The sequence below is a fragment of the Reyranella sp. genome (assembly GCF_965279465.1).
Taxonomy (GTDB): domain Bacteria; phylum Pseudomonadota; class Alphaproteobacteria; order Reyranellales; family Reyranellaceae; genus Reyranella.
On the sequence record NZ_OZ257242.1, the window covers coordinates 3,504,636 to 3,529,953 of the forward strand.

At 66.8% G+C, this 25,318-nt stretch carries 23 protein-coding genes; 12 read left to right on the forward strand and 11 right to left on the reverse strand.

Features of this window, described 5'->3' with window-relative positions; all coding sequences use genetic code 11:
• Positions 1 to 37 precede the first annotated feature (37 nt).
• From ACQY8M_RS17135 to ACQY8M_RS17165, 7 genes are all read left to right on the forward strand, one after another.
• Positions 38 to 1,426, forward strand: a complete 1,389-nt coding sequence (locus ACQY8M_RS17135; RefSeq protein ID WP_428674339.1) for a M23 family metallopeptidase — start codon at positions 38 to 40, stop codon at positions 1,424 to 1,426.
• 54 nt (positions 1,427 to 1,480) lie between these two features.
• On the forward strand, positions 1,481 to 1,969 hold the full coding sequence (locus ACQY8M_RS17140) for a hypothetical protein (RefSeq protein ID WP_428674341.1): 489 nt from the start codon (positions 1,481 to 1,483) through the stop codon (positions 1,967 to 1,969).
• A gap of 142 nt (positions 1,970 to 2,111) precedes the next feature.
• Positions 2,112 to 3,992: a molecular chaperone HtpG gene (gene htpG / locus ACQY8M_RS17145; protein ID WP_428674343.1), complete on the forward strand. Its 1,881-nt coding sequence runs from the start codon at positions 2,112 to 2,114 to the stop codon at positions 3,990 to 3,992.
• Between the two features lie 128 nt (positions 3,993 to 4,120).
• The gene (locus ACQY8M_RS17150) at positions 4,121 to 5,701 is read left to right on the forward strand and encodes a serine hydrolase (protein ID WP_428674345.1); all 1,581 of its coding nucleotides are present in this window, start codon (positions 4,121 to 4,123) and stop codon (positions 5,699 to 5,701) included.
• A gap of 193 nt (positions 5,702 to 5,894) precedes the next feature.
• Positions 5,895 to 6,560 (forward strand): ABC transporter ATP-binding protein, encoded by a 666-nt coding sequence (locus tag ACQY8M_RS17155; protein WP_428674347.1) that lies wholly within the window; start codon positions 5,895 to 5,897, stop codon positions 6,558 to 6,560.
• A complete protein-coding gene (locus ACQY8M_RS17160; RefSeq protein ID WP_428674349.1) occupies positions 6,557 to 7,774 on the forward strand; it encodes an ABC transporter permease in 1,218 nt (405 codons plus the stop codon). The genes ACQY8M_RS17155 and ACQY8M_RS17160 overlap by 4 nt, the downstream gene beginning before the upstream one ends.
• The gene (locus ACQY8M_RS17165) at positions 7,771 to 8,286 is read left to right on the forward strand and encodes a DUF3299 domain-containing protein (RefSeq protein ID WP_428674351.1); all 516 of its coding nucleotides are present in this window, start codon (positions 7,771 to 7,773) and stop codon (positions 8,284 to 8,286) included. Before ACQY8M_RS17160 ends, ACQY8M_RS17165 begins: the two co-directional genes overlap by 4 nt.
• Here ACQY8M_RS17165 and ACQY8M_RS17170 read toward each other — a convergent pair.
• The 6 genes from ACQY8M_RS17170 to ACQY8M_RS17195 all read right to left on the reverse strand — a co-directional run bounded on the left by ACQY8M_RS17170 (position 8,258) and on the right by ACQY8M_RS17195 (position 15,949).
• Positions 8,258 to 8,539 (reverse strand): hypothetical protein, encoded by a 282-nt coding sequence (locus ACQY8M_RS17170; RefSeq protein ID WP_428674353.1) that lies wholly within the window; start codon positions 8,537 to 8,539, stop codon positions 8,258 to 8,260. The two genes, ACQY8M_RS17165 and ACQY8M_RS17170, sit on opposite strands and share 29 nt — an antisense overlap.
• Positions 8,540 to 8,723: 184 nt before the next feature.
• A complete protein-coding gene (locus ACQY8M_RS17175; protein ID WP_428674355.1) occupies positions 8,724 to 10,751 on the reverse strand; it encodes a hydantoinase/oxoprolinase family protein in 2,028 nt (675 codons plus the stop codon).
• A 150-nt stretch (positions 10,752 to 10,901) separates the two neighbouring features.
• Positions 10,902 to 12,734 (reverse strand): hydantoinase B/oxoprolinase family protein, encoded by a 1,833-nt coding sequence (locus tag ACQY8M_RS17180; protein WP_428674357.1) that lies wholly within the window; start codon positions 12,732 to 12,734, stop codon positions 10,902 to 10,904.
• A gap of 39 nt (positions 12,735 to 12,773) precedes the next feature.
• On the reverse strand, positions 12,774 to 13,952 hold the full coding sequence (locus ACQY8M_RS17185) for a hypothetical protein (RefSeq protein WP_428674359.1): 1,179 nt from the start codon (positions 13,950 to 13,952) through the stop codon (positions 12,774 to 12,776).
• 9 nt (positions 13,953 to 13,961) lie between these two features.
• A complete protein-coding gene (locus ACQY8M_RS17190) occupies positions 13,962 to 15,017 on the reverse strand; it encodes an ABC transporter substrate-binding protein (protein ID WP_428674361.1) in 1,056 nt (351 codons plus the stop codon).
• Positions 15,018 to 15,028: 11 nt separating this feature from the next.
• Complete coding sequence (locus ACQY8M_RS17195; RefSeq protein WP_428674363.1) at positions 15,029 to 15,949, reverse strand: alpha/beta fold hydrolase; 921 nt, start codon at positions 15,947 to 15,949, stop codon at positions 15,029 to 15,031.
• A 144-nt stretch (positions 15,950 to 16,093) separates the two neighbouring features.
• Here ACQY8M_RS17195 and ACQY8M_RS17200 point away from each other — a divergent pair, with 144 nt between their 5' ends.
• The 5 genes from ACQY8M_RS17200 to ACQY8M_RS17220 all read left to right on the forward strand — a co-directional run bounded on the left by ACQY8M_RS17200 (position 16,094) and on the right by ACQY8M_RS17220 (position 20,467).
• Positions 16,094 to 16,969 carry an FAD binding domain-containing protein gene (locus ACQY8M_RS17200; protein WP_428675376.1) on the forward strand — a complete coding sequence of 292 codons (876 nt, stop codon included), beginning with the start codon at positions 16,094 to 16,096 and terminating at the stop codon, positions 16,967 to 16,969.
• Between the two features lies 1 nt (position 16,970).
• Complete coding sequence (locus ACQY8M_RS17205; RefSeq protein WP_428674365.1) at positions 16,971 to 17,456, forward strand: (2Fe-2S)-binding protein; 486 nt, start codon at positions 16,971 to 16,973, stop codon at positions 17,454 to 17,456.
• The gene (locus tag ACQY8M_RS17210; RefSeq protein WP_428674367.1) at positions 17,449 to 19,740 is read left to right on the forward strand and encodes a xanthine dehydrogenase family protein molybdopterin-binding subunit; all 2,292 of its coding nucleotides are present in this window, start codon (positions 17,449 to 17,451) and stop codon (positions 19,738 to 19,740) included. The genes ACQY8M_RS17205 and ACQY8M_RS17210 overlap by 8 nt, the downstream gene beginning before the upstream one ends.
• 132 nt (positions 19,741 to 19,872) lie before the next feature.
• A complete protein-coding gene (locus tag ACQY8M_RS17215; protein WP_428674369.1) occupies positions 19,873 to 20,184 on the forward strand; it encodes a BrnT family toxin in 312 nt (103 codons plus the stop codon).
• A complete protein-coding gene (locus ACQY8M_RS17220; protein ID WP_428674371.1) occupies positions 20,162 to 20,467 on the forward strand; it encodes a BrnA antitoxin family protein in 306 nt (101 codons plus the stop codon). Before ACQY8M_RS17215 ends, ACQY8M_RS17220 begins: the two co-directional genes overlap by 23 nt.
• 589 nt (positions 20,468 to 21,056) lie before the next feature.
• Here the strand turns inward: ACQY8M_RS17220 and ACQY8M_RS17225 are convergent.
• The 5 genes from ACQY8M_RS17225 to ACQY8M_RS17245 are packed head-to-tail and all read right to left on the reverse strand — an operon-like array spanning position 21,057 to position 25,268.
• A complete protein-coding gene (locus ACQY8M_RS17225; protein ID WP_428674373.1) occupies positions 21,057 to 21,407 on the reverse strand; it encodes a DUF6572 domain-containing protein in 351 nt (116 codons plus the stop codon).
• A gap of 40 nt (positions 21,408 to 21,447) precedes the next feature.
• Positions 21,448 to 22,422 (reverse strand): ABC transporter ATP-binding protein, encoded by a 975-nt coding sequence (locus ACQY8M_RS17230; protein ID WP_428674375.1) that lies wholly within the window; start codon positions 22,420 to 22,422, stop codon positions 21,448 to 21,450.
• A complete protein-coding gene (locus ACQY8M_RS17235; protein ID WP_428674377.1) occupies positions 22,389 to 23,399 on the reverse strand; it encodes an ABC transporter ATP-binding protein in 1,011 nt (336 codons plus the stop codon). Before ACQY8M_RS17235 ends, ACQY8M_RS17230 begins: the two co-directional genes overlap by 34 nt.
• A complete protein-coding gene (locus ACQY8M_RS17240) occupies positions 23,396 to 24,307 on the reverse strand; it encodes an ABC transporter permease (protein ID WP_428674379.1) in 912 nt (303 codons plus the stop codon). Before ACQY8M_RS17240 ends, ACQY8M_RS17235 begins: the two co-directional genes overlap by 4 nt.
• Positions 24,291 to 25,268, reverse strand: coding sequence for an ABC transporter permease (locus ACQY8M_RS17245; RefSeq protein ID WP_428674381.1), 978 nt, complete (start codon positions 25,266 to 25,268; stop codon positions 24,291 to 24,293). Before ACQY8M_RS17245 ends, ACQY8M_RS17240 begins: the two co-directional genes overlap by 17 nt.
• Between the last annotated feature and the right edge of the window lie 50 nt (positions 25,269 to 25,318).

Genomic DNA, 25,318 nt, shown 5'->3' on the forward strand with positions numbered 1-25,318 from the left:
GCCGGCCCGCGGAGTCGGGAGGACCGTCGGGATCGGCATGGGCTGCCTGGCCATCGTCGCGGCCCTCGGCTGGGCCGTGTCCCGTCCCGATCCCGAACTTCGCACTGCCGACGCGAGTCGCGTGCCGAGCCGGCTGGCCAGCGATTTCGATTTCTATCCCGAATCCGGAACGCCGATGCCGGAGATGATGGTGCTTGCACCGACCGATAGTCTGGCCGAGACATCGGTCGCCGCGCCTGTTGCAGCCTCGGATCCCGCGCCCATCGATGCCGATCAGGTCCAACCGCCGTCTGTCGAGACGTCGGTCCGCCTGAAGAACGGTGATACGATCGCGCGGGTGCTCGGTCGGCTCGGTGTCGTCGCCAAGGAGGCTGCGGAGGCGGTTGCCGCGCTGGCAAAGCATGTGCGCATGGAACGCCTGCCGATCGGCCAGACCATCACCGTGAAGATCCGGCCGGCGGACGATGAGGAGGACGTCCCCGTCCTGCTCGCCCTGTCGATCCGGCCCGAGCCGCGGCGGAAGTTCATGCTCGAGCGCGACGAGGATGGCGACTATGCCGTCGAGGTGGAGACCTTCGAGGTCGAATCGAAGTTCCAGCGTGCGGCGGGAGAGGTCGACGGCTCGGTGATCGCGAGCGCCGAGGCGGCCGGCGTGCCCCATGCGCCGCTCGCGGAAATGCTCCGTGCCTTTTCCTGGGACGTGAACTTCCAGCACGACATCAAGCCCGGCGACCGTTTCGATGTGCTGATCGAGCGTGGGTGGACGAGCGATGGCCTGCCGGTCGATGCCGGCCGCGTCCTGTGGGCCGAGCTCACCACGGGCGGCGGAGCGGAGAACTATAGCATCTATCGCTTCAAGCCGCGCAACGGCGAGGAGTTCTTCTACAACGGCAAGGGCGAGAGCGTGGTCAAGGCGCTGCTGCGCACGCCTCTCAACATGAGCCGGATATCCTCGCGCTTCGGCCTGCGCCACCACCCGGTCCTCGGCTTCACGAGGCTTCATGCCGGCGTCGACTTCGCCGCCCCGCCCGGCACGCCGATTCTCGCCGCCGGCGCCGGCAGCGTGGTCGAGGCCGGTCCCAACGGCGGCTACGGACGATGGGTCAAGATCAGGCACGACGGTGGCCTGTCGACCGGCTACGCACACATGTCCCGCATCGCGGCCGGCGTGCATCGTCGCGTGCACGTGCGTCAGGGCCAGGTGATCGGCTTCGTCGGCAGCACCGGCCTTTCGACCGGCCCGCACCTCCATTTCGAGCTCCATCGCAACGGCCGGCCGGTCGACCCTTTGAGCGTGGCGCGCACGTCGCTACGTGCCCGTCTCGGCGGCCAGGACCTGGTCCGCTTCACGTCGCGCGTCTCGGAGATAGATAGGGCTCGCGAATCGGCTGGCCCGATCGAAAGGCCGCACGTGGAGGACGACTAGGGGGCGGTCATGCGATGCGCATCACTGCTGTGGGGGCTGGCCGGTGGAGCGATAATGGGCATCGTCGGCGCGGCGTTGGCCTCCCTGTCGATGCCTTTGCAGGCGCACAGGGTGGCAGCCGGGCTCGACTGCGAGAGCGGCGTGCTCGATCCGGGCCGATCTGGCCTGAACGTACTCGTCTACCGGCTATGTCCGCTACGACTGACGATCGGCTTCGAGAGCAGCGATGTGCTCGAGGAGATCTCCTGCATGCCCAACGGCGATGTCCGGCTCTGGCTCCTCGCCGGCAACGCCAAGTGCGACGGTCTCCCGGCTTCCGATCGTGATCAGGTCCATGAACTTTGGGAGCCGCTGATGGGCGTCGGGCGCGCGACGGCGGCGCCCGTGCGGCAGTTGCTGCTCTGCCGCGCCGGCAACATGAACCTAGCGACCATTATCGTGCCGGATGCGCGCGATGCCCTTCTCGAGACCCATACCGGCGACACGAAATACGAAGCGGTGACGAGACGGATCATCTCGTCCTGTGTTCGACCGGCCGCGTGATCTCGGCGCTGCAGGGCAGGCGAACCCTCAGGGCGACAGATCTTGTTGATCGGCACTGCACCGGCATCGCGCCGCCCACGGCAGCGGGAAGTCGTCAACAGGCTTGATGCTGCGGCGGCGAGCCCCCAAATTGTCGCCCGCCATGACAGAACAAACCACCCCCCAAACCCACGCCTTCCAGGCCGAAGTCGCCGAGCTGTTGAACCTGATGGTTCACTCGGTCTATTCGGAAACCGATGTCTTCCTGCGCGAGCTGATCTCCAACGCCTCCGATGCGTGCGACAAGCTGCGCTACGAGGCGATCGCCAAGCCCGAGCTGATGGCCGGCAACGAGCGTCTCGCCATCCGGCTCACGGCCGATCCCAAGGCCCGCACTCTGGCGATCGCCGATTCGGGCATCGGCATGACGCAGCAGGAGCTGATCGACAATCTCGGCACCATCGCGCGCTCGGGCACCAAGGCGTTTCTCAAGGGGCTGGCCGAGGCGAAGGACGGGACGGGCCTGATCGGCCGCTTCGGCGTCGGCTTCTATGCGGTGTTCATGGTCGCCGACAAGGTCGAGGTCACCAGCCGCCGCGCCGGCTCGGACGAGACCTGGGTGTGGCGCTCCGAGGGCGGTGGGGGCTTCGAGCTGACGCCTGCGACGGAAGAGCAGGCGGCGCGGGTGCCGCGCGGCACCGAGGTGCTGATCCACCTCAAGTCGGACGAGACGAAATACTCCGAGCGCTACGAGCTCGAGCGCATCGTGCGGACCTATTCCGACCACATCCTGTTTCCGATCGAGCTGGTCGACGACAAGGGCGAGGCCAAGCAGATCAACGCCGCGTCGGCACCGTGGCAGCGCTCGAAGTCCGAGCTCAAGCCCGAGGACTATACCGAGGCCTACAAGTCGCTGGCCAACGCCTTCGACGAGCCGGCGCTGACCCTGCATTATCGCGCCGAAGGACGGCAGTCGTACGCGGTGCTGCTGTTCGTGCCGACGATGCGGCCGTTCGACCTGGCCGATCCCGGCCGCAAGGGGCGCATCAAGCTCTACGTGCGGCGAGTCTACATCACCGATGATGCCGAGCTGCTGCCGTCTTACCTGCGCTTCGTCCGTGGCGTTATCGACAGCGAGGACCTGCCGCTCAACGTCTCGCGCGAGATGCTGCAGAACAATCCGCAGGTCGGCCAGATCCGCACCGCGGTCACCGGCCGCGTGCTAGGCGAGCTGGAGAGCACCGCCGAGAAGGATTCCGACAAGTACAGGAAGATCTGGGACGCCTTCGGTCCGGTGCTGAAGGAGGGACTGTACGAGGACCACGAGCGACGCACGCAGTTGCTGGGTCTGTGCCGCTTCGCCAGCACGGCATCGGACGAACCGCGCTCGCTCAAGCAGTACATCGCCGACCTCAAGCCCAACCAGACCGAGATCTACTATCTCGTCGGCGAGAGCATCGAGCGGCTGAAGGCCAACCCAAAGCTCGAGGCGGCGCGGGCGCGCGGGCTCGAGGTGCTGCTGCTGGCCGATCCGATCGACGCCTTCTGGACGATGATGCCCGGCGACTACGACGGCAAGCCGATGAAGTCGCTGAGCCAGGGCGACGTCGATTTCAGCCTCGTGCCGCTCGTCGACAAGGATGCCGCGTCCCCGGCCGATGCGCCCGAGGCCGACAAGGATGTGCTGACGGTGGTCAAGGAGTCGCTCGGCGAGCAGGTCTCCGAGGTGCGCGCCTCGCAGCGCCTCACTGACAGCGCCGCCTGCCTGGTCGCCTCGGCGGGGGCGCGCGACCGCGAGCTCGAACGGTTGCTCGCCCGACAGGACCGCGGCAGCGGCGCCAAGCCGGTGCTCGAGCTCAACATGCGCCACGATATCGTGAAGGCGCTTGCCCGCGCGATCGAGGAGAAGAAGGAGAGCGACGTCGCCGACCTCTCCGCGCTGCTGCTGGCCCAGGCGCAAATCCTCGACGGCGAGGTCCCGCCCGACCCGGCGGCCTTCGCGCGCCGGCTCAACGATTTGATCGTGCGGGGCTTGAGGGCATAATCTCTCGCCAATGAGATTCTCCTCCCTGTGCGAGGCGTGGGGAGGAGTTCGACTGATGGACCGGGTCCTTCAACGTCGCTGGGGACGACGGAGACCATATCCGATAGCCTCCCACGAAGGAGGCGATCATGCGTCTTGCGGCCGTTCTTGTCCTTGTCCTCGCGCCGATGCTCGCCTTTGCCCAGACCGAGCCGCCGCGCGGCAAGTTGGAGCTGGCGGTGCGCGGCAAGACCATCGACCAGCGGATCGCCGAGTACATGGCGGACAACGACGTGCCCGGCCTCGCCATGGCGATCGTGCAGGCTCCCTACATCCCGCGCTCGGCCGGCTACGGCCGCGCCAGCCTGGCGCACGACGAGCTCGCCTCGACGCGGACCATGTGGGCGATCGGGCCGATGACCCAGGGCTTCACCGCCGTCGCGGTGTTCCAGCTTCAGGAGGCCGGCAAGCTCGACGTCCACGATCCGATCGACAGGCATCTGTCTGCGCTGCCGCCGGCTTGGGCCAAGATAACGATCCTCGAGCTGTTGCAGCATGCCTCGGGCATCGCCGACTACCGCGGCACCGGCGCCTTCAAGGAGGGTCACCCTTACCTGCCCGCCGAGCTGCTCGCATTGGTCGCGCCGCTGCCGCTGCAGTTCCAGCCCGGCACCGAGGTTCGCCAGAGCGCCACGAATTTCGCGCTGCTCGGCATGATCGTCGAGCGCGCGGCCGGCATGTCCTATCACGACTTCGTCTGGCGCAATCAGATCGAGCCGCTTGGGCTCCGCGCCACGCAGTTCGTCGAGGATTTCGCGCGCAAGGCGTTCCGCGACCGCTCGGGGGCGGCCGGAGGCAAGCAGCACACACGCTTCACCTCCGAAGTGCCGTTCATCAATCCGATCGAGCCTGCCACCGGCTATCGCGCCGGCAATTCCGGCCTCGTCGCGGTCGATGCCGCCGCTTCGGCAAGTCTCTTTGCCTTCGCCAGCCTGTGGTCGTCGGCCGAGGACATCAGCACCTGGGACGTGGCGCTGGCCGGCGGCATCCTGGTCAAGCAGGCGGCCAATCGCGCGTTGATCTACAAGCCGACGACGCTCGCCAATGGCACGGTCGTGCGGGCGATGGCAGGCTGGGAATTCTCGAAGCATCCCGGGTTCATGGAGATCAAGGGCTCGGCGCCCGGCTTCAGCGCCTATCTCAGCCGCTTCACCGATCCGGCCGATCTCGTGTGCGTGACCCTGCTGGCCAACAAGCAGGGGCTCGACCTCACCACCCTCGCGCGCGACATCGCCGATGCCTACAAGCGCGGCCTCGGCGCCGGCCAGAGCAACGACAGGTTCGTGGCGCAGGAGAGCAAGTGGAGCGTGAACCAGACGGTGGCGCGGCTCGAGTTGATCCTGAAGGCGCAGAAGGTGCCGATTTTCGCCGAGTTCGACCATGGCGACAACGCGCGCAAGGCGGACATGACGCTGCGGCCGACGCACGTGCTGGTGTTCGGCAATCCCAAGGTCGGCACCAGGCTGATGCAGGCGCACCCGACCGCGGCGCTCGACTTGCCGCTTCGCGTCACCGTCTTCGAGGATGACCGCGGCCGGGTCTGGGTCGGCTACCGCCGCCTCGAGGCCTTCGCCGAGGAGCACGGCATCAAGGACCCCGAAACCGTGGCGACGATGGCGCGCGCGCTCGATGCGATCGTCGCCAAGGCGGTCAACGTCTACGAATACTGAGCAGGACCATGACCTTTCGAAGGCGAGACGAGCGGCGGGCTGCTCGACGGAGTGCTGCGCTCGCTGGACGGGCCGCGTCAGCCGGGAAACACGGTGGTCAACCCAGCGGGCTGCGGCGAAGGGGTAACTGTTCCGAATGAGATAGTTACGATATAACATCTCTTGTTGGATTGGGATTTCGTGTGGAGGGTCCGTGTCCGGAAACAGCGGATCGGCGATGGTGCTCACGACGCGCGGTGTCACGCTGGCGCGCAACGGGCGGCCCATTGCATCGCTACCCGATGTCGACCTCGCGCCGGGCCGCTCTTTGGCTATCCTGGGCGCCTCGGGGTCGGGCAAGTCGACCGCGCTGCTCGCTCTGGCGGGGATCCGGGCTCCTGCAGGCGGGGAGATCGCGGTTGGCGGTATCGCGCTCTGGCGCTTGCCGGTCTATCAACGCGATCGCTTCCGCGGCCAGCGGATAGGCCTGGTGTTCCAGAAATTCCATATCATCGATGCTGTGAGCGTCGCGGATAACCTGGCGTTGGCCGCCCGTTGCGCCGGGGTGCGTAGCCGTCCCGACCGCATCGCGAGCTTGTTGGGGCGGCTTGGCATCGCCGACATCGCGCGGCGCCGCGCTGATCGAATCAGCCACGGCCAGGCTCAGCGTGTCGCCGTCGCCCGTGCGCTGGTCAACGGGCCAGCAGTAGTGCTGGCCGATGAGCCAACGTCTGCGCTCGATGACGGTCATGCCGCAAGCATGCTGGCGCTGCTCAAGGAGACGGCGGCGGCGGAAGGGGCTGGACTCGTCATCGCCACGCATGACCGGCGGGTGATCGATGCCGTCGATGCCACTGTATCGATGGCAGGTGCCGCATGACCTTCGCCGCGCTTGCCTTTGCCTATCTTCGGCGGCGTTGGGGACAAGCGTTGCTGTCGATGATGGTCGGCGCCTTGGGTATCGCTGCGGTCGCGACGGTGCTGGTGGGATTCGACGCGCTGCCGAGGGCAGCCCGGCATGCCTGGGGTGGCGCGGACCTCGTGGTCGGGCCGAAGGGCTCGGCACTCGATCTCGTGCTGTGCTGCGCCCTGCATGTCGCAGAGTCCCGTGGTCTGGTCCCGCTCGCGGCGGCCCGCGATGCCCTCCGCAATCCGATGATCCGCGCGGAGGCACCCATTGCGCTCGGCGACAACGTCGATGGATGGCGCATCGTGGGCACGATGCCCGCGCTGCTGGACATCTATCATGCTCACTTTGCCTCGGGTGGAGTCTGGACCGACAGGCTGCAGGCGGTAGCGGGTGCGACGGTGGCCCGAGAACTCGGGCTCAAGCTCGGAGACGCCTTTGTCGGCGCCCATGGCCTGGTCAACAGTGACGAGAAGCATGACAAGTTCCCGTACAAGCTGGTCGGTGTCCTGCGGCCGACCGGCTCGGTGCTCGATCGGTTGATGCTGACCGACATCGAGACGGTGCGCTACGTCCATCGTGAACAGGCCAAGGCGGAAATGGCTGAGCATGGCTCCAGCGACGAGGACGAGGCGGAGCACGGACCGGATGCGGCAACGGCGATCATCGCGTCTTTCCGCGTGCCGACAGCAGCTTTGCTCGTGCAGCGGCAGATCGACGCGCGAGAAGCCCTCACTGCCGCCAATCCCAGCTTCGAGATTGCCCGTCTGTTGAGCTATGCGCGCCCGCTGACCACGGCGGTGACGGGTTTCGGCCTGCTGCTCATGGGTATCGCAGCGATCGGGGCGGCGCTCGGGCTGCTTGCCACCATGAACGCGCGCACGCGTGACCTCGCGCTGTTGCGGACGCTCGGCGCCAGTCGCGCCGACTTGGCGGCCGTGGCACTCTGCGAAGCGGCGATCATCGCTGCCGCGGCGCTGGCGACAGGCTTGATTCTGGCAGCTGGTCTGCTCGCAATAGCCCGCGACTTCCTCCTTTTGCGCACCGGCTTGCTGCTCGAGCCGGCGCCAGATGCCGATTTGATTGGACTGCTGCTCGGAGGCACGATTGTGGCTACGGTGCTGGCTGCCGCCGTTCCATCGCTGCGTGCCACGCGGACGGACATGGAGGAATTGCTGCAATCATGACGACGAAGTTATCCGCACTCTTCATAGCTGCCCTCATCGCGCTTGGCTCGGCGCCTGCCTTGTCCTTCGATGTCGACAAGGAATCAGGTCCGATCAAAGGCAGCCTCGGCCAGCCGCCGGACGAAGCGGCGTTGCAGAGCCGCCTTCCTCAGGTGCGCGACGAGCTATGGCGCAAGTTCGTCAATTGCCCGCTGGGCTATGATGAAGAGACGGGCGTTTACAGTATCCAGCTTACGCCGGAGGTGAAGGCGCTCAACGGCAAGACCGTCACCATGCGCGGCTTCGTGCTGCCCATGGATGGCTCCGACCAGACAAAGCACTTCCTGCTTACTCGAAATACGCCGGTCTGCATGTACTGCCCACCCGGTCAACCGAACGAGGTCGTCGAGGTCGAGGCTGAAAAGCCCATCCAATGGAGCGAGCGGATCGTGGCGGTGACGGGCAAGCTGCGCCTGGTCAATGACCAGGAGCGGGCCGTGTTCTTCAGGATGGAGAACGCCCGGGCGAAGTGAGAAGACCCACGCAGGCGGCAATCAGGCTCTTGACGCGGCTGACGGTCAGCATCCCCGACCATGTCGAACAGATGCGGCCGTCGTGGCTGACACTACGTGCATAGGGCAGAATTCCGCGATCGTCGCCGGCGGCGCGCAGGACGTCGCCCGGTGCGTCGGTAGCGGGACCGATGGCGTTCGCATCGAGATATGCCGACATCGCGCGCAGTTCGCTGCGAGCCCGCTCTTCCTGGTCGAGAATGACAATGCGCACGCGTATTCCCTGCCTGCCGGCGACTTCCGCCAGTACCGGCAGCTCGAGCCGACACGGCGTGCACGTCGGGGAGTAGAAGACCTCCAGCACGGGCGGGGGCAAGTCAGGCGGCATCAATCATCATAACATGCCCACCCGGTCTGTCTTCGGTGACATGGGTGAGCTGGCCGAAGTGACAGTCAGGTTACTTGGTCGTCAGCAGGATCGCGCCGGAAGGGTGGACCTCCCCTGTCCAGCCGGGCAGCACAACGGTCGTGGCGTCGAGCTGAGAGACGATCGCCGGGCCCGCGATCGTGTCGCCGGCGCCGAGCGTTGTGCGGTCGTAGAGCGGCACGCCCGTCACGCCCGAGTCGAAATCCACCGGGAAGCGGCCGCGCGGCTCGGCACCGGTACCCTTCGCCAGCATCGGGCGCGGCGGCGCGGGCATGCGGCCGGTCGCCTCGACGCGCAGGGTCACGAGCTCGACGGCCAAATCGAGAGTGAATCCGTAGAGACCCTTGTGGGCCGCCGCGAAAGCGGCCTCGACGCCGGCGGCGTCGTCGACCCACTGGATCGGGACCTCGCCGCCCTGGCCGTGATAGCGCAGCATTGCGACCTTGCTCTGCTGGCGGTCTTCCGGCGCGACCTTCTCGGCTGTGAGCCAGTCGTCGGCCTGCGCTGTCAGCTCGGCGAAGATCTTGCGCGCGGTCTCGATATCGACGGTCCCGGCCTTGGGCAGCGTCCGGCTGAACTCCGCCTTGAGATCGGCCGCCAGCAGCCCGTCGGCGCACAGCACGCCGGGCGCGGGCGGGACGAGCACCCTGGTGATGCCGAGCAGTGCCGCGAGCGAGCAGCCGTGCAGCGGGCCCGCGCCACCGAACGGCACCAGCGTGAAATCGCGCGGATCGTGGCCACGCTCGACCGACACGATGCGCACGGCGCCCACCATGTTGTGGTCGAGGATCGACAGGATGCCGCGCGCCGCCGCGGCGCGATCGAGGCCGAGCGGAGTCGCGACCTCGCTGTCGATCACCCTCGCCGCCGCCTCGAGGTCGAGTGCCATGCGGCCGCCCAGCAGCTTGGCCGGCAGGTGACCCAGGATCACATGCGCATCGGTGACGGTGGCCTGTCGGCCGCCGCGCCCGTACGCAGCCGGGCCGGGATCGGCTCCGGCACTCTGCGGGCCGACGGTCAGCGTGCCGCCATCGACCCTGGCGATCGAGCCGCCGCCCGCGCCGATCGTCACCATGTCGACCATCGGCAGTGGCAGTGGCCATTCGCCGACATGGCCCTGCTGGGTGAGCGCGATGCGGCCATTCTTGATCAGGCAGATGTCGGCACTGGTGCCGCCGATATCGACCGTGATGATATCCCCGATGCCGCACGCCGCCGCGACGTCGCGCGCGCCCACGACGCCGGCTGCCGGACCCGACAGCGCGGTGAGGGCGGGCGCGCGGCGGATGGTGGCGGCGCCCGCGACGCCGCCGTTGGACTGCATCAGCAGGAGCGGCGCGCTCACATGCTCGTCGAGCAGCCGCTTCTCCAGCCGCGAGACGTAGGTCGAGACGCCCGGCATCACCACGGCGTTGAACACCGTCGCCAGCGAGCGCTCGTACTCGCGCACCACCGGCAGCACGTCGGACGAGGTGGTGACCGCGACGCCCAGCAGCCGGGCCCGCAGCATGTCGGCGACCTTGCGCTCATGTGCCGGGTTGGCGAAGGAATGCAGCAGGCACACCGCCACGGCTTCGACGCCGAGCTTGCGGCACTGGGCGGCGGCTGCGTCGACACTCGCTTCGTCGAGAGGCTCGAGCACCACGCCACCGGCGCCGATGCGCTCCTTTACCTCCAGCACGCGCGAGGCCGGGACCGGCCGCGGCGGCTTCACCCAGGCGAGGTAGTTGGCGCGGCGCGGAATGTCCTGGCGCCCGATGGTGAGCACGTGGCGGAAACCCGCGGTGGTCACCAGCGCCGCCTTCGCACCCTTGCCCTCGAGGATCATGTTGGTCGCGACCGTCGTGCCGTGCAGCACGCGCTCGAGCGACGGCGCGGCCTGGCCGGCATCGGCCAATGCGAGCCGGATGCCGGTCAGGAAGGCCTGCGATGGATCGCTCGGCACGCTGGGCGTCTTGGCGCGCCAGATCCGCCCGCTCGACGCATCGTGCAGGGCGATGTCGGTGAAGGTGCCGCCGATATCGACGGCGACGGCGAGGGGGCTGTCGGTTGAATTCATGGGGTACTCGTTACGCGCCCCTTGTCATCCTGAGCGCAGCGAAGGATCAAGCGGGGCAACAGCTTCGGTGTCGATCCGCTAGATCCTTCGCTGCGCTCAGGATGACAAGGGAAGCTGAGCGCGAAAGTGGTTGCTCAGGACGGCAAGGGACTACGACGACAGGCTGTCGACGTAGCCGTGACGGTAGAAGGCCTTCATGTCGGGACGCTTGGCCCGCAGCTTCCGGGTGAGGGCCGGATCGACCGTATCGTCGTCGATGACGACGCCGTACTCGGCGCGGGCCGCGTCCTCGGTGACGAAGCCGCCCAGCACGTCGTCGAGCACGCTTTCGGGCGGCCGATCGAACGGATGGCCGTAACCGCCGCCGCCCCCGGTCTCGATACGCAAGACGTCGCCGCGCTTCAGGATGTTGCCGTCGGACAGCGGCTGCAGCACGCGCTCGTGGTTGGTGCCGGGATTGACGATGATGCGGCCGACGCCGCCCGCCTTGCCGCCGGCCATGCCCCACGGCGGGTTCTTCACGCTGTCGACCCGCACCGCCAGCATCGCTTCCTCGGCGAGTATGTCGTATTCGCGCACGATGCCGCATCCGCCGCGCCAGCGGCCCGCGCCGCACGAGTCGGTGAGGATGCCGTAGGTCCTGAGCCGCACCGGATAGCCGACCTCGAGGAACTCGACCGGGTAGTTCTCCTGCGCCACGAAATAGACCGCGTCGGTGCCGTCAGACGTGGCGCGCGCGCCCCAGCCGACGCCGATGCCGTCCGACATCAGGAACGGCTCGAGCTTGTCCTCGGCAGTGCGGTAGGTGCCGCGCATGAAGGAGATGACGTAGGCCGAGTGCGCCGCCGGCGCCTTGCCGCCCGCGACGTTGATCAGCCCGTTGATCGCCGCGAGGAAGCGCATGAGGGTCAACCCGCGCATGCCGAGCGGCGCGGGCCACTTGGGCCAGAGCAGCGAGCCTTCGCGCAGCCGCACCTCGTCGAGTGCCTGCGGGCCGCCGGCATTGCAGACCTGCGCCTGGTCGCCGCCGAGATAGAACATCGACAGCGCCGTGCCCGGCACATCGGGATTGAGCAGCAGGTTGACCGGGCCGGGCGACTGGTCGTCGGTCGCCGTGGCGTCGAAGATGAACCTGTCGCCGCTGCCGTCGTCGGTGCCGCGTTCGCGCGTCAACGCGAGCCGCAGGTGGAACGGGCCATTGCCATGGCCGTCCGAATCGATCGCATCGGTGAAGCGGTGCGTGCCGTAGTCGAACGTCTCGGCGAGCTTCGTGCGCACCAGCTTCCGCGTGCGCGCGACGAGCTGGTTCAGCGCATCGGCCACGACGTCGGCGCCGAAGCGGTCGACGACCTCCTCGATGCGCTTCACGCCGACCGCCGCGGACGCCATCAGCGCTCGCATGTCGCCGACATTCTGCTCGGGGAAGCGCGAATTTCGGAAGAAGATCTTCAGCGTCGCCTCGTTGACGACGCCGGCATCGACGAGCTTCGTCGGCGGGATGATGATGCCTTCCTGGAAGATGTCCGACGTGTCGGGGCTGATCGAGCCGGCGCGCATGCCGCCGATGTCGGAGAAATGGGCCCAGCCCATCACGAAGCCGCAGCGCTTGCCGTCATGGAAGGCCGGCGCCAGCAGCACCTGGTCGTTGGAGTGCGAGATCGCGCCGCGCGAGCCGTAGCAGTCATTGTACCAGTAGACGTCGCCCTCGCGCATCGTCTCGGGCGGGAAGTCGCGGAACACCGGGGAGCAGATGTCGCCGAATACCGGCAGGTTCGAGCCGACCGCCATCACGCCCTCGGCGTCGAACACGGCGGTGTAGAAGTCTTTCTTCTCACGGATGAAGGCGGAGATCGCGGTGCGCTCGATCAGCGCCTCCATCTCGGCCTGCGCCGCGCGCACCGCGCCACGCACGATTTCGAGCGTGACGGGGTCACAGGCACTCGGAACGGAGTTGCGAACGGCGGGCTCGGTCGAGAGGGACATTCGTGCGGTCCTCCATGAGGGCGAAAAATCCGGCCGAGTCTACCGCAGGAGCTCCTGCCCCGCGAACCACAGCTTGGGATCGGCCGCCCGCACGCGTGCTTCGGGCAGGCCGAGCTCGCGGCGGACGATATTGGTGCCCTCGACCAGCGCGACGCATTTATAGAACGCGATGCGCCGCGACAGGCCCTCGCGGCCGAAGCCGCAATCGGTGCTGATGACGAGCTGCTCCTTGGGGATGTATTCGAGCGCCTTGCGGATCAGCGCCGCGACATGCTCGGCCGGCTCGACGACCGTGTTGCAGTGATTGACCACGCCGATGCCGATCTTCTTGTCGGTCTTGATGTGCTTGAAGAGCGCGAGGTCCCTGCCGTCGGAGCTCGCGCACTCGATGGTCAGCACGTCGCACTTGAGCTGGAGGAGGTGAGGGAGCCCGCGCTCGTAGCTCGGCACCTGCCAGTGCACGCGTTGCTGATTGGGATTGCCCCAGCAGGTATGCACCCAGATCTCGGCATCGACGCCCTCGAGCTGGCGGTTGAACGCCATGGTCTGGAACTCGAGGTCGGCATCGGTCGTGCCCTCCATCAGCGAGCGGCTGTGGTGGGGCGGCTCCTCGACCTGGATCAGCGGGCAACCGGCGGCGGCGACCTCGCGGAACTCCGCATTCATGATGTCGCAGAGATCGAGGATCATCTCCTTTTCGTCGTCGTAGTGCTGGTTCCACAGCATCGACGCGATCGCCGGCGCACAGATGGCGCCGAATTTCACCGGCCGGTTCGACAGGCGCTGGGCGACCTGCCAGAGCGCGGCGTATTCCAGCGGTCCGCGCGTGAGCTCCTTGCGGACGATGCCGGGCTGATAGGCCTCCTGCACCTCCCACAGGATCTTGCCCGGGCGCAGGCCATGCCGCGCCATCCAGCCGCGCGAGATATCGCGATGGCCCTCGATGCCACCCATGCGCTCGATCGGATAGAAGAACCACGACTTGCCGCCCACGGTCAGGTCGAAGCGGCTGTCGCCGTCGGTCACGATATCGAGCCCGGCCGCTTCCTGCTCGGTGATCACCGCCGAGACGGCGTCCAGGTATTGCTCGCGGAACAGCGAATCGCCGAGCGCCGACTTGAACGGCCGGCCGTCGAGGCTGCGGTCGAACCACAGCGGTCGCGGGTAGGAGCCGGTGATGGTGGTGGGCAGGATCATGTCGCGCGTGACGGTAAGCATCGCGGTCTCCTATTGCCGGTAGTTGTAGGCCTTGTTCCAGTCGTCGGTCCAAGGCTTGAAGATCTTCTCGACCTCGTCCTCGTCCGAATACCAGGTCTTGATCGCGCCGGTCTTGATGGCATCCGGATCGACGCCCGGGGGCATCGGCGCCTGCGCCAGCGACGAGAACGAGCCGAGCTCGACCATCAGGGCCTGGCCTTCGCGCGAGAGCGCCCAGTCGAGAAACAACCTGGCGGCATTGGGATGGGTAGCGACCTTGGCCATACCGGCAGAGAACACCGTCACAGGCACCCCTTCGGGGCCGAAAAACCACTTGATTGGCGCCCCTTGGAGGGCGAGAGGAATGGCGAGGTTGGTGACCAGCGGCGCGATCGAGATCTCGCCACGGATCATGGCATCGACCATCGGCGCCTGGCTTGGAAACAGCCTCGGCTTGAAGGCCGCCTGTTTCGTCCAGTAGTCCTCGTCGATCACCTTGCGCTCGAACATGGCGCGATTGAACGGTGCGCCGCCGGATCCGATCACGGTTTGCCCGAGGTGCTGCCGGCCGAATTCGGGCTTCAGCAGATCGGCCCACGATTTCGGCGGGTTCGTTACTGTTGCGGTATTATAGGTGATGGTCCAGGCATTGCCCGATCGCGGCCATAGGCGGTCGGCGGTGCGGGCAACCGCGGGATAGTCCGAAGCGTTTGGCGGAGCATAGGGCGCGAACAGTTCGACCATGCCCCGCGCCTGTCCCCGATCGGAGATATCGATGACGTCGGCGGTCAGCCGGCTGGCCGCCGCCTCGGTGTTGATACGCGTGATCAGCTGGCCGGTCGGCGCGCGCACGATCTCGATCCTGATGCCTGGGAAGCGCTCGGAAAAGCGTTTGGCGACGACCTGCTCGGTCTCGAGGAAGTTGGCCGTGTAGAGAACGATCTTCCCCTCCTTCCTGGCCGCCGCCAGCAGGTCTGCCGACGGCACGAAGTCGGGCTCCGCCGCCAGGGCGGCGCCTGTAGAGAAGAGTGCGGAGATGGCGGCGACAACCGCGCGCCGCCGCCCGTATCGGATGAAAGCTCGCAATTGGCTTCTCCCTACTTCCCTGAGTCCCTCCCTGCGCGAAGCGCGGGAAGGTTCCCGGGCAGGGCGGAAGACTCATGCGCTGCGACATCGGTGTGGCCTGCGCGCTCGCGCCGGCGCAGGAAGTCGATGAAGTACGCCGCGAGGGTGCCGTTCTGCTTCGCCCAGCCGTCGAGATCGACGTCGGCGTCGAGATCGTCGCCCATCAGCGCGCGGTATTCGCTGTTGGTCAGTAGCCGATGCGCGGTCTGGCCGACGGCGACCGGATGAGTGCGGTCGTTGCCGGGCACGATCAGCGCGGGCAGGGTGATGCTGCGCATCTCGTCGGGGCTGAGGCCCGCGACGGGATGGGCCGTGCCCTGGAGGAAGCCGGCGCGCCAGCGCCGCATTGCATCAAGGAAGCCGCTCACGCCCAGGGCGTCGAGGATCTTCCGGTTGTCCGGGTTGGCCGCAATCATTGCGGCGAAATGCTCGGTCCTGGCGACTGCATCGAGTCCGCCCTGCTCGGCGGACTCGATGAACTGCTCGTAGTAATTGAATGCCAGCCGCTTGGCCGCGAACGCGCCGCCGGTGACGCGCCACAGCAATAGCGCCTTCACCACCTCGGGGTGATGCAGCGCGAGGAGGAGCGATAGTCGCGATCCCGAGGAACAGCCGGCGACATAGGCTGGTCCGGTGCCGAGCGCTTTCAGCAGGGCGAGCAGGTCTTCGGCCTGCTCGTGACTCTCGGACTGGCCGGGAAAGCCGATCTCCGATCCTCCGGTGTTGCGCCGGTCGTACATCAGGACGCGGAAACCCGCCTCGGCCACCAGTTCGCCCAGCGGACGATCCCAGGCAAGACCGCGCCGTCCGCCCGGGGTGATGGCGACCCATGGCCCGCTGTTGCCCAGCACCTCATAGACGAGCTTTACGCCGCGTATCTTCACGATCGGCATCGCACCACCATCCGCTCCGGCAGTAGCGACGGTAGGGCCCGGTTCGCTGATCGACAAGTACGCGCGACTTGCCCTCGGGCCTCGAGTCGGGTTGGATGCGTCTCCTGCAAAGGGAATAACGGGAGACGCCGCCGCATGAGTGAAATTCAGTATCGGACTGCGAAAAACATCAAGGAAGCCGTCGCTTTGATGGCCGCAGCCAAGGGCAAGGGCTACATCCTTGCGGGTGGGACGGATCTCCTCGTCCAGATGAAGTCCGGCATGCGCGAGCCCGGCACCATCGTCGACGTGAAGAAGATTCCCGAGATGGTGGGCATCACCGAGAAGAACGGTGCCTTCACGATCGGTGCGGCGACGCCCGCGGCCGTGATCGGCGAGCATGAGACTCTCCGCAAGACCTGGCCCGGCGTGGTCGAGGCGATCAACCTGATCGGCTCCACGCAGGTCCAGGGCCGCGCCTCGGCCGGCGGCAACCTGTGCAATGCTTCGCCCGCAGCCGACAGCATTCCGGCGCTGGTCGCGGCGGGATGTGTCGTCCGTGTGCAAGGTCCCGACGGCAAGCGCGACGTGCCGGTCGAAAAGTTCAACGTCGGCCCGGGCAAGACTTCGTTGAAGGCCGGCGAGATCGTCGTGTCGCTCACCCTGCCGAAGCGCCCGAAGGACGCGTCGGACGCTTATCTGCGCCTGATCCCACGCACCGAGATGGACATCGCCGTCGTGGGCGTCGGCGTCAGCCTCAGCATGAAGGGCGACACGGTGAAGGACGCACGCGTCGGCTTGGGGGCAGTAGCCCCGACGGTCCTGTTGGTCGACAAGGCCGCCAAGGCGCTGATCGGATCCAAGCTCGACGATGCGGCTCTTGAAGCCGCAGCCAAGGCCTGCTCGGACGCGTGCAAGCCGATCGACGACAAGCGCGGCACCATCAAGTACCGCACCAAGATCGCAGGCGTGCTGCTCAAGCGCGCGGCGATGATCGCGCGCGACCGCATCAATGGCATCGAGCACCGGGGACACCGCTAACATGGCCAAGATTCACGTCACGACAACCATCAACGGCGCGCCGACCGAGTATCTGTGCGATCCGAACCAGACCCTGCTCGACGTCCTGCGCGACAATCTCGGCCTGACCGGCAGCAAGGAAGGCTGCGGCTCGGGCGACTGCGGCGCCTGCAGCGTCATGGTCAACGACCGGCTGGTCTGCTCCTGCCTCGTGCTGGCGCCGGAGGCCGAAGGCGCGAAGATCGAGACGATCGAGGGCATGGCCGAGGGCGACAAGCTTCATCCGCTGCAGAAGAAGTTCGTCGAGATGGCCGCGCTCCAGTGCGGCATCTGCACGCCGGGCTTCCTGATCGCGTCCAAGGCGCTGCTCGCCAAGAACCCGAATCCGACCGAGACCGAAGTGCGCTACTGGCTGGCCGGAAACCTGTGCCGCTGCACCGGCTACGACAAGATCATCACCGCGGTCATGGACGTGGCCGCCGAAATGAGAGGAGCCGCAAATGCCTGACGGTAGCCCCACGCCCAAATACAAGTGGATCGGCACCCGTCCGGATCGCCCGGATGGCGCCGACAAGGTGACCGGCCGCGCGCGCTTCGGCGCCGACTTCAACCTGCCGGGCCAGCTGATTGGCAAGGTGCTGCGCAGTCCGCACCCGCATGCGACCATCGTGTCGATCGACACGTCGAAAGCCGAGGCGCTTCCGGGCGTGAAGGCCGTGGTGACGTCGAAGGACTTCCCGGAGCAGGCCAACCTGATCGTGCCGACCGGCGAGATGCAGGTGAACCTGCGCGACATCACGCGCAACGTGATGGCGCGCGAGAAGGTGCTTTATGAGGGCCATCCCGTCGCCGCCGTCGCTGCGACGACCGAGGCAATCGCCAAAGCCGCGCTGGCGCTGATCGAGGTCGAGTACAGGATCCTGCCGCATGTGATCGACGTCGCCGACGCGATGAAGCCCGACGCGCCGGTGCTGCACGATCATATGATCACCGAGGGCGTCACGCCGCCTCCGACCACGCCGTCGAACATCGCCAAGCGCATCGAGTTCAACAAGGGCGACACCGCGGCGGGCTTTGCCGAGGCCGAGGTGGTGATCGAGAAGGACTACACCACCCAGGCCGTGCACCAGGGCTATATCGAGCCGCACGCCACGCTGGCGAGCGCCAGCGAGGACGGCCAGGTCCAGCTCTGGTCGACGACGCAGGGGCATTTCCAGGTGCGCGGCTTCTGCGCGAAGCTCCTGAACATCGACACTTCGCAGATCAGGGTCACGCCGACTGAAATTGGCGGCGGGTTCGGCGGCAAGACCGTGGTCTATCTCGAGCCACTGGCGATCAAGCTGTCGCAGAAGACCGGCAAGCCGGTGAAGATGACCATGACGCGCGAGGAGGTGTTCCGCGCCTCCGGCCCGGCGCCGGGCGGCAACGTCAAGGTCAGGATCGGCGCGAAGAAGGACGGCCGCATCGTCGCTGCCGAATGCACGGTCGAGATGCAGGCGGGCGCCTTCCCGGGCTCGCCGGTCGGTCCGGCCTGCATGTGCGCCTATGCCTGCTACGACATCGACAACATCCACATCGTGGGCTTCGACGTCGTCAGCAACCGGCCCAAGGTCGCGGCCTATCGCGCACCCGGCGCGCCGATCTCGGCGTGGGCGGTCGAGTCGACGCTCGACGTCCTGGCGCTCCAGCTCGGCATGGATCCCATCGATCTGCGCCTGAAGAACGCCGCCAGGAAGGGCACCAAGACCGCCTACGGCGTCACCTTCAACACGATCGGGCTGGTCGAGACGCTGGAAGCCGTCAAGAACTCCGAGCACTACCGGACGCCGCCGAAGCCGGGCTATGCGCGCGGCATCGCGGCGGGATTCTGGTTCAACGTCGGCGCGGACTCGAGCGCCGCGAGCCACGTCGGCGAGGACGGATCGGTCACGATCATCTCGGGCAATCCCGACATTGGCGGCAGCCGCGCCTCGCTCGCCCTGATGGCGGCCGAGGAACTCGGCGTCGACTATGACAAGGTGCGGCCGGTGATCGCCGATACCGCGTCGATCGGCTTCAACTTCGTGACCGGCGGCAGCCGCGTCACCTTCGCCACGGGACTCGCGGTGGTGAACTCGGTGCGCGACATGATCCGCGAGCTCAAGGTGCGCGCCGCCAAGATCTGGAACGTCGATCCGGAAGGCGTCATCTGGGAGAACGGCATGGCCAAGCCCGCCGGCTCCAACGTCGGCGAGTTCGATCCGCTCAGCCTTGCCCAGCTCGCAGCGCAGGCGGGCAGGACGGGCGGACCGATCAACGGCCATGCCCAGCTCAACGTCACCGGCGCGGGGCCGGGCTTCGGCGTGCATTGCTGCGACCTGTCGGTCGATGCCGACACCGGCATCGTCACCGTCGGCCGCTACACCGCGGCGCAGGACGTCGGCACCGCGATCCATCCCTCCTACGTCGAGGGCCAGCTCCAGGGCGGCGCCGTGCAGGGCATCGGCTGGGCGCTGAACGAGGAGTACATCTACAACGACAAGGGACTGCTCGCGAACCCGGGCTTCCTCGACTACCGCATGCCGGTCGCGTCGGATTTGCCGAAGATCGAGACCATCCTGGTCGAAGTCCCGAACCCGACGCATCCCTACGGCGTGCGCGGCGTCGGCGAAGTGCCGATCGTCCCGCCCACCGCCGCCGTCGGCAACGCCATCTCGCGCGCCATCGGCATCCGCATGACCGACCTGCCGATGTCCCCGCCGAAGCTCTCGGAAGCGATCGACGCGGCGGCGCCGCGGATGGCGGCGGACTAAAGGCCTGCGCTCAAGCCTTCCTCCCCTTCGCGGGTCCCGCGAAGGGGAGGTGCCCGCGTCTGACGCGGGCGGAGGGGTCTCCCGTAAGGACGACCCCTTTTATATTGTCCGATTTGTAACTACATTATTGCCGTGACAAGCATCCGCTTCGAATGGGACGACGCCAAGAATCGCTCCAACCAGCGGAAACACGGCGTGAGCTTCGAGATAGCCGCGCGCGTCTTCGCCGATCCCTTCGCACTCACCGAGCAGGACCGGATCGAAGGCGGCGAGATGCGCTGGCAGACGATTGGCACGGTGGGCGGCTTCACCCTGCTGGTCGTGGCACACACGATAAGAGACGAGGATGAGTCCAAACGGCCAATCGAGGTGATCCGTATCATCTCGGCCAGACCGGCAATCCGCAAGGAAAGGCGACGCTATGAAGAAAGCGAAGATCGTTAGGCATGCGCTGAATACGCTGCCACCGCTGACGGCAAGGGAGAGGACGCAGCTCAAGGCCTTGGCAGCGAAGCCGGACCGCGCAATCGACCTCAGCGACATCCCTCCGCTGACGGATGCGCAACTCAGGAGCGCAGTGCGTGGGCGCTTCTACAAGCCGGTCAAGCGGCAGATCACGGCCCGCGTCGATGCCGATGTTCTTGAATGGCTCAAATCCCAGGGCAAAGGCTACCAGTCCCGTCTCAATGCAATCCTGCGCCGCGAGATGCTGTCGTCTTTGAAGTAAGCCGTTGCCAATCAGCGCTGGATGTTGCCGGCTGTCTATGTCGAGGCCGTGCAGATTTTCTGCTCCAGAAGCTCAGCCGGTCACGCCGACCACAAAGGCCAGCAACCGGCTGAGGGCGCCGGAAACCGGTGGCCCTTGGATCAAGTACTCATAGCCGCATGAGCCTCATTCCGCGCTGCCTCTAGTTGGCGCGGTAGCGGCTAAACTTGTCCAGGCCGTCTTTGCTACTTGGACAAGGCATAGTCTAAGGTAACCCGATACCTTTCGGCACTCAAGGTAGGTGCATGTTGCGATATGATTATTCGGCGCGCGCCAACGCTGGCGTCTCGACCGCGCATCCGCGGTCGGCCGTGCAGCCGACTCCAACATGCGGAGAGTTTCACGCGTTGTAGCCGCTTGATGTGCGCGGCAGCCTGGCCATAGCGCCGACGAGCTGTAGCGTTATGTCGTAAGGACCTACCCCCCCCCGCAGCCGCCACGCCGACTCCTGTTGCGTTCCGGACCGCGCGCGACATTGCAGAAGACGTGAATGCGCGCTTCCGGTCGAAGCTGTCGCTCCGATTTTATTGTGGAAATAAAGGGGACGACCTCAGAACTGAATGGTCGTCTCGGACGAGGTTACATCGAGCTCCAACGAAGCGCCGCATTCGGCAACGATCGGGCCGACCATCCGATAGAACTTCAAGGCTTGCTCGCTGGGGGGATACTTGGCCGTTACCTGGATAACGATGGGAATTCCTTTCAGGTCCGGTCTTGTCTCGCCCCACTGACCATCCTCGATGAACTGAAGGTACACATTGATCTTGCTCTGCAGCAGCTCGAGGTGGTCTCCCTCATCGAATTCTTCCCAATCGAGATGATCGGCTATGACGAGCTTCACCTGGGTCTTCTCGCGGTTCACCGTATAAAAGTCGATCTTGTCGAGTTGATCGATGGTCATGGGAGCTCCGGGCGGAGAGGGTTTAGTCACTGCATGATGGCTATTTCAGATGACACGCGACACGATGCCCATTGGCGGTTGATAGAAGCATCGGCGCTTCCGTCGAGCACCGCTCGAACGCGTGCGGGCAGCGGTCGCGGAAGCGGCAGCCGGAGGGCGGCTCGCGGGCGTCGGGGACGGTGCCGGTGATCGGCAGCGGGGCGTGGCTCTGGTCGGCGTCGGGGACGGGCACGGCGGCGACCAGCGCGCGCGTGTAGGGGTGGCGCGGGTTGCGCACGATCTCTGACGTGGGACCGTCCTCGACCACGGTGCCGAGATACATCACCACGGTGCGCTCGCACAGGTAACGGACCAGCGCGAGGTCGTGGCTGATGTAGACGGCGGTCAGGCCCATCGCCTCGCGCACCTCACGCATCAGGGCGAGGATGCCGGCGCGCACGCTGACATCGAGCATCGAGACCGGCTCGTCGGCGACCAGGAAGCGCGGCGTCAGCACCAGCGCGCGGGCGAGGACGACCCGCTGGAGCTGCCCGCCGCTCAGCTGGTGCGGATAGCGGTCGAGATAGCGTTCAAGGTCGGGCAGGTGAACGCGGCGGAAGGCGCTCGCCACCCGGTCGGCGTGCTCGGCCTTGTCGATGCCGGCGTTGAGCAGCGGCTCGGCCACGGCACGGTAGATCGTGAAGCGCGGATTGAGCGCGTCGAACGGGTTCTGGAACACGAGCTGCGCCTCGCGGCGGAAGCCGCGCAACTCCTCGCCCTTCATCTCGCCGAGCGCCGCGCCGTCGAAGGCGATCGTTCCTGTGGTCGGCTCGGTGAGCTTCAGCATCAGCCGGCCGAGCGTGGTCTTGCCGCAGCCCGACTCGCCCACGATGGCGATCGCGTCGCCGGACCCGATGTCGAGGCTGACGCCGTCGAGCGCGTGCACGGCCGGATGGCGGCCGCGGACGATCTCGCCCAGCGACCGCGACACCGGGAAGTGCTTCACGACATCGCGAAGTTCGACGAGCGCTGCCATGTGGCGGGGTCCAATGCGGCGGTGCGGAGGGCATCGGCCTCGCTGTCGCGCAGGCAGGCCGAAAGGTGGCCGTCGCGAACGGCGGCAGGGATGGTGCCGGACGTGCAGCCGGGTTGCACGAACGGGCAGCGCGGCGCGAAGCGGCAGCCGGCCGGCGGCTCGCGCAGGTCGGGCGGGCTGCCGTGGATCGGCACCAGCTCCATCGCGTCCGACAGCAGGTCCGGGAAGGCGTTGCGCAGGCCCATCGTGTAGGGATGGCGCGGCCGGCTCAGGACCTCGCGCACCGGGCCGCTCTCGATCACCTGGCCGGCATACATCACCACGACCTCGTCGCAGAGATAGGCAACGACCGAGATGTCGTGCGTCACCATCACCATCGAGAGGCTGAGCCGCTTCTGCAAGGTGCGCAGCGTGTCGAGGATCTGACGCTGCACGATGACGTCGAGCGCGGTCACCGGCTCGTCGGCCAGCAGCAGGCTTGGGTTCAGCGCCAGCGCCATGGCGATCGCCGCGCGCTGGCGCATGCCGCCGGAGAACTGGTGCGGATAGTCGCGCAGTCGGCGCTCGCTGAGGCCCACCAGGTCGAACAGCTCGCCCGAGCGGGCCTTCGCGGCCGGCCGCGAGATACCGCCGCGCTTGGTCAGGACCTCGACGATTTGCGCGCCCACCGTATAGACCGGGTCGAGCGAGCTCATCGCGCTTTGCGGCACGTAGGCGATCTCGCGCCACAGCAGCGGCCGGGTGTTCTTCTCGTCGATCGGCTGGCCCTTGAACACGACCCGCCCGCCGGCGCGGCGGCCGTTCTCCGATAGCACGCCCATGATGGCGCGCACCGCCGTGGTCTTGCCGCAGCCCGATTCGCCGACGAGGCCGACGATCTTGCCTTCGGGCACGACGAAGGAGGCGCCATCGACCGCGCGCGCGACGCCGTCGCGCGTGGTGTAGTGGATCTGAAGGTCCTCGACCGAGAGCATCATCGGCCGCGCAGCCTCGGCATGAACACTTCCTCGTAGCCGCGGCTGATGAAGAAGCCCGCCACGACCACGAGGATGATGCAGATGCCCGGCGGCACGAACCACGCATACTGGCCGCGCGAGAGGGCCTGCGAGGAGAAGGCGTCCTGCAGCATCATGCCCCACGAGACGCTGGTCGGATCGCCGAAGCCCAGGAAGTTGACGCTGGCCTCGGTGATGATTGCCCAGCCGATGGCGATGGCGGCATAGACGAAGCTGAGCGGCAGGATGTTGGGGGCGATATGGACGAACAGGATGCGCCACTGGCTGGCGCCGGTGACGCGCGCGGCCTCGACATAGGCGCGCTCGCGCAGGGTCAGCACCTGGCTGCGAATCACGCGCGCGGAGTTGGGCCACAGCAGCAGCGCCACGGCGAGCACGATGTTGCGCGTGTCGGCGCCGAGGAAGCCGGTCAGCACGATGACGAAGGGCAGGAACGGCAGGCTGAGCGCCATGTCGGCGATGCGCATCAGGAGCGAATCGACCCAGCCGCCGAAATAGCCGGCGACCAGACCGACCACCGTGCCGACGCTGGCGACGATCACCGCCGCCGACAGGCCGACGGCCAACGCGCTGCGCGACCCGTAGATCAGTTGCGCGAAGATGTCCCGGCCGAGGTTGGTGGTGCCGAGCGGAAACTCCGCGCCGGGGGGCACATTGGCAGCGAGCTTGCCGGCCTTGGTGAACAGGATCTCCATCGGATCGAGTGGGGCGATCTGGTCAGCGAACAGGGCGATCAGGGCGAACAGGACGTAGATCGTGATGCCCACGAAGGCGAACGGGTCGCGCAAGGGCATCGTCGCGAGGCGCCGAGCCATCGGCGGCAGGCGCCAGGCGGGGCGGGCGGGCAACGGCTCAGCCCTTTCGGCCATGGCTCACCCGGGGGTCCAGGGTCATGTACAGCAGGTCGGCGACGAAGTTCATGACCGCCAGCACGGCGGCGATCATCAGGAACGCGCCCTGAGCCAGCGGATAGTCGTGCACCGAGACGGCCTGCACCAGCATGCGGCCAATGCCCGGCCAGGAGAATACCGTCTCGATCACCACGTTGCCGCCCATCGACAGGCCGACGCCGAGCGCGAAGGCGGTGACGACCGGCAGCAAGGCATTGCGCGCGGCATGCCCGATGACGATGCGCCACTCCGACAGGCCCTTCATGCGCGCCATGGTGACGAACTCCTCATGCATCACTTCGAGCATGTTGGAGCGCATCAGCAGCAGCGGCAGGCCTTGCAGGTAAAGCGCCAGGGTCATCACCGGCAAAGCGAGATGCTCCAGGTAGTCGAGCGAGGCGATACGTTGCCAGTTGCTGGTGTAGGCCTCGCCGGGGCTGCTGGCGCCGCCCGACGGAAACCAGCCGAGATTGAACGACAGCAGGGCGAGCAGGACCATGCCGATCCAGAACTCGGGCGCCGCACGGGTCGCCAGCACCGCGGGTACGGCGATGCGCTCGAGCCAGCTGCCGCGCTTCCACGCCAGCCACGCGCCCGCCAGCACGCCGAAGACGTAGGCGATGATCAGCGAGGCAAGGGTGAGGATGATCGAGTTGGGCAGCACCTCGAGCAGGATGGTCGTCACCGGCCGGCGCTGGAAGAACGACAGCCCCATCTCGCCCCTCAGCAGGTTGCCGAGGTAGATGAAATACTGCTGCCACATCGGCCGATCGAGGCCGAACTGCTCGAGCATCGCCTGCTGCTGGTCGGCGTTGAGGTTCTCGTTGATGTAGGCGGCAAGGGGCGTCCCCGGCATCAGCCGGAACATGAAGAACAGGATCGTGGTCACCGCAAGCAGGGCGAGCGCGTTGTGCGCAAAGCGCTCCAGGATCAGCTTCATGGCTCTTTTGGACCGCGAGCCTCTGGCTCGCTCATGAGGTTGAGCGAGCC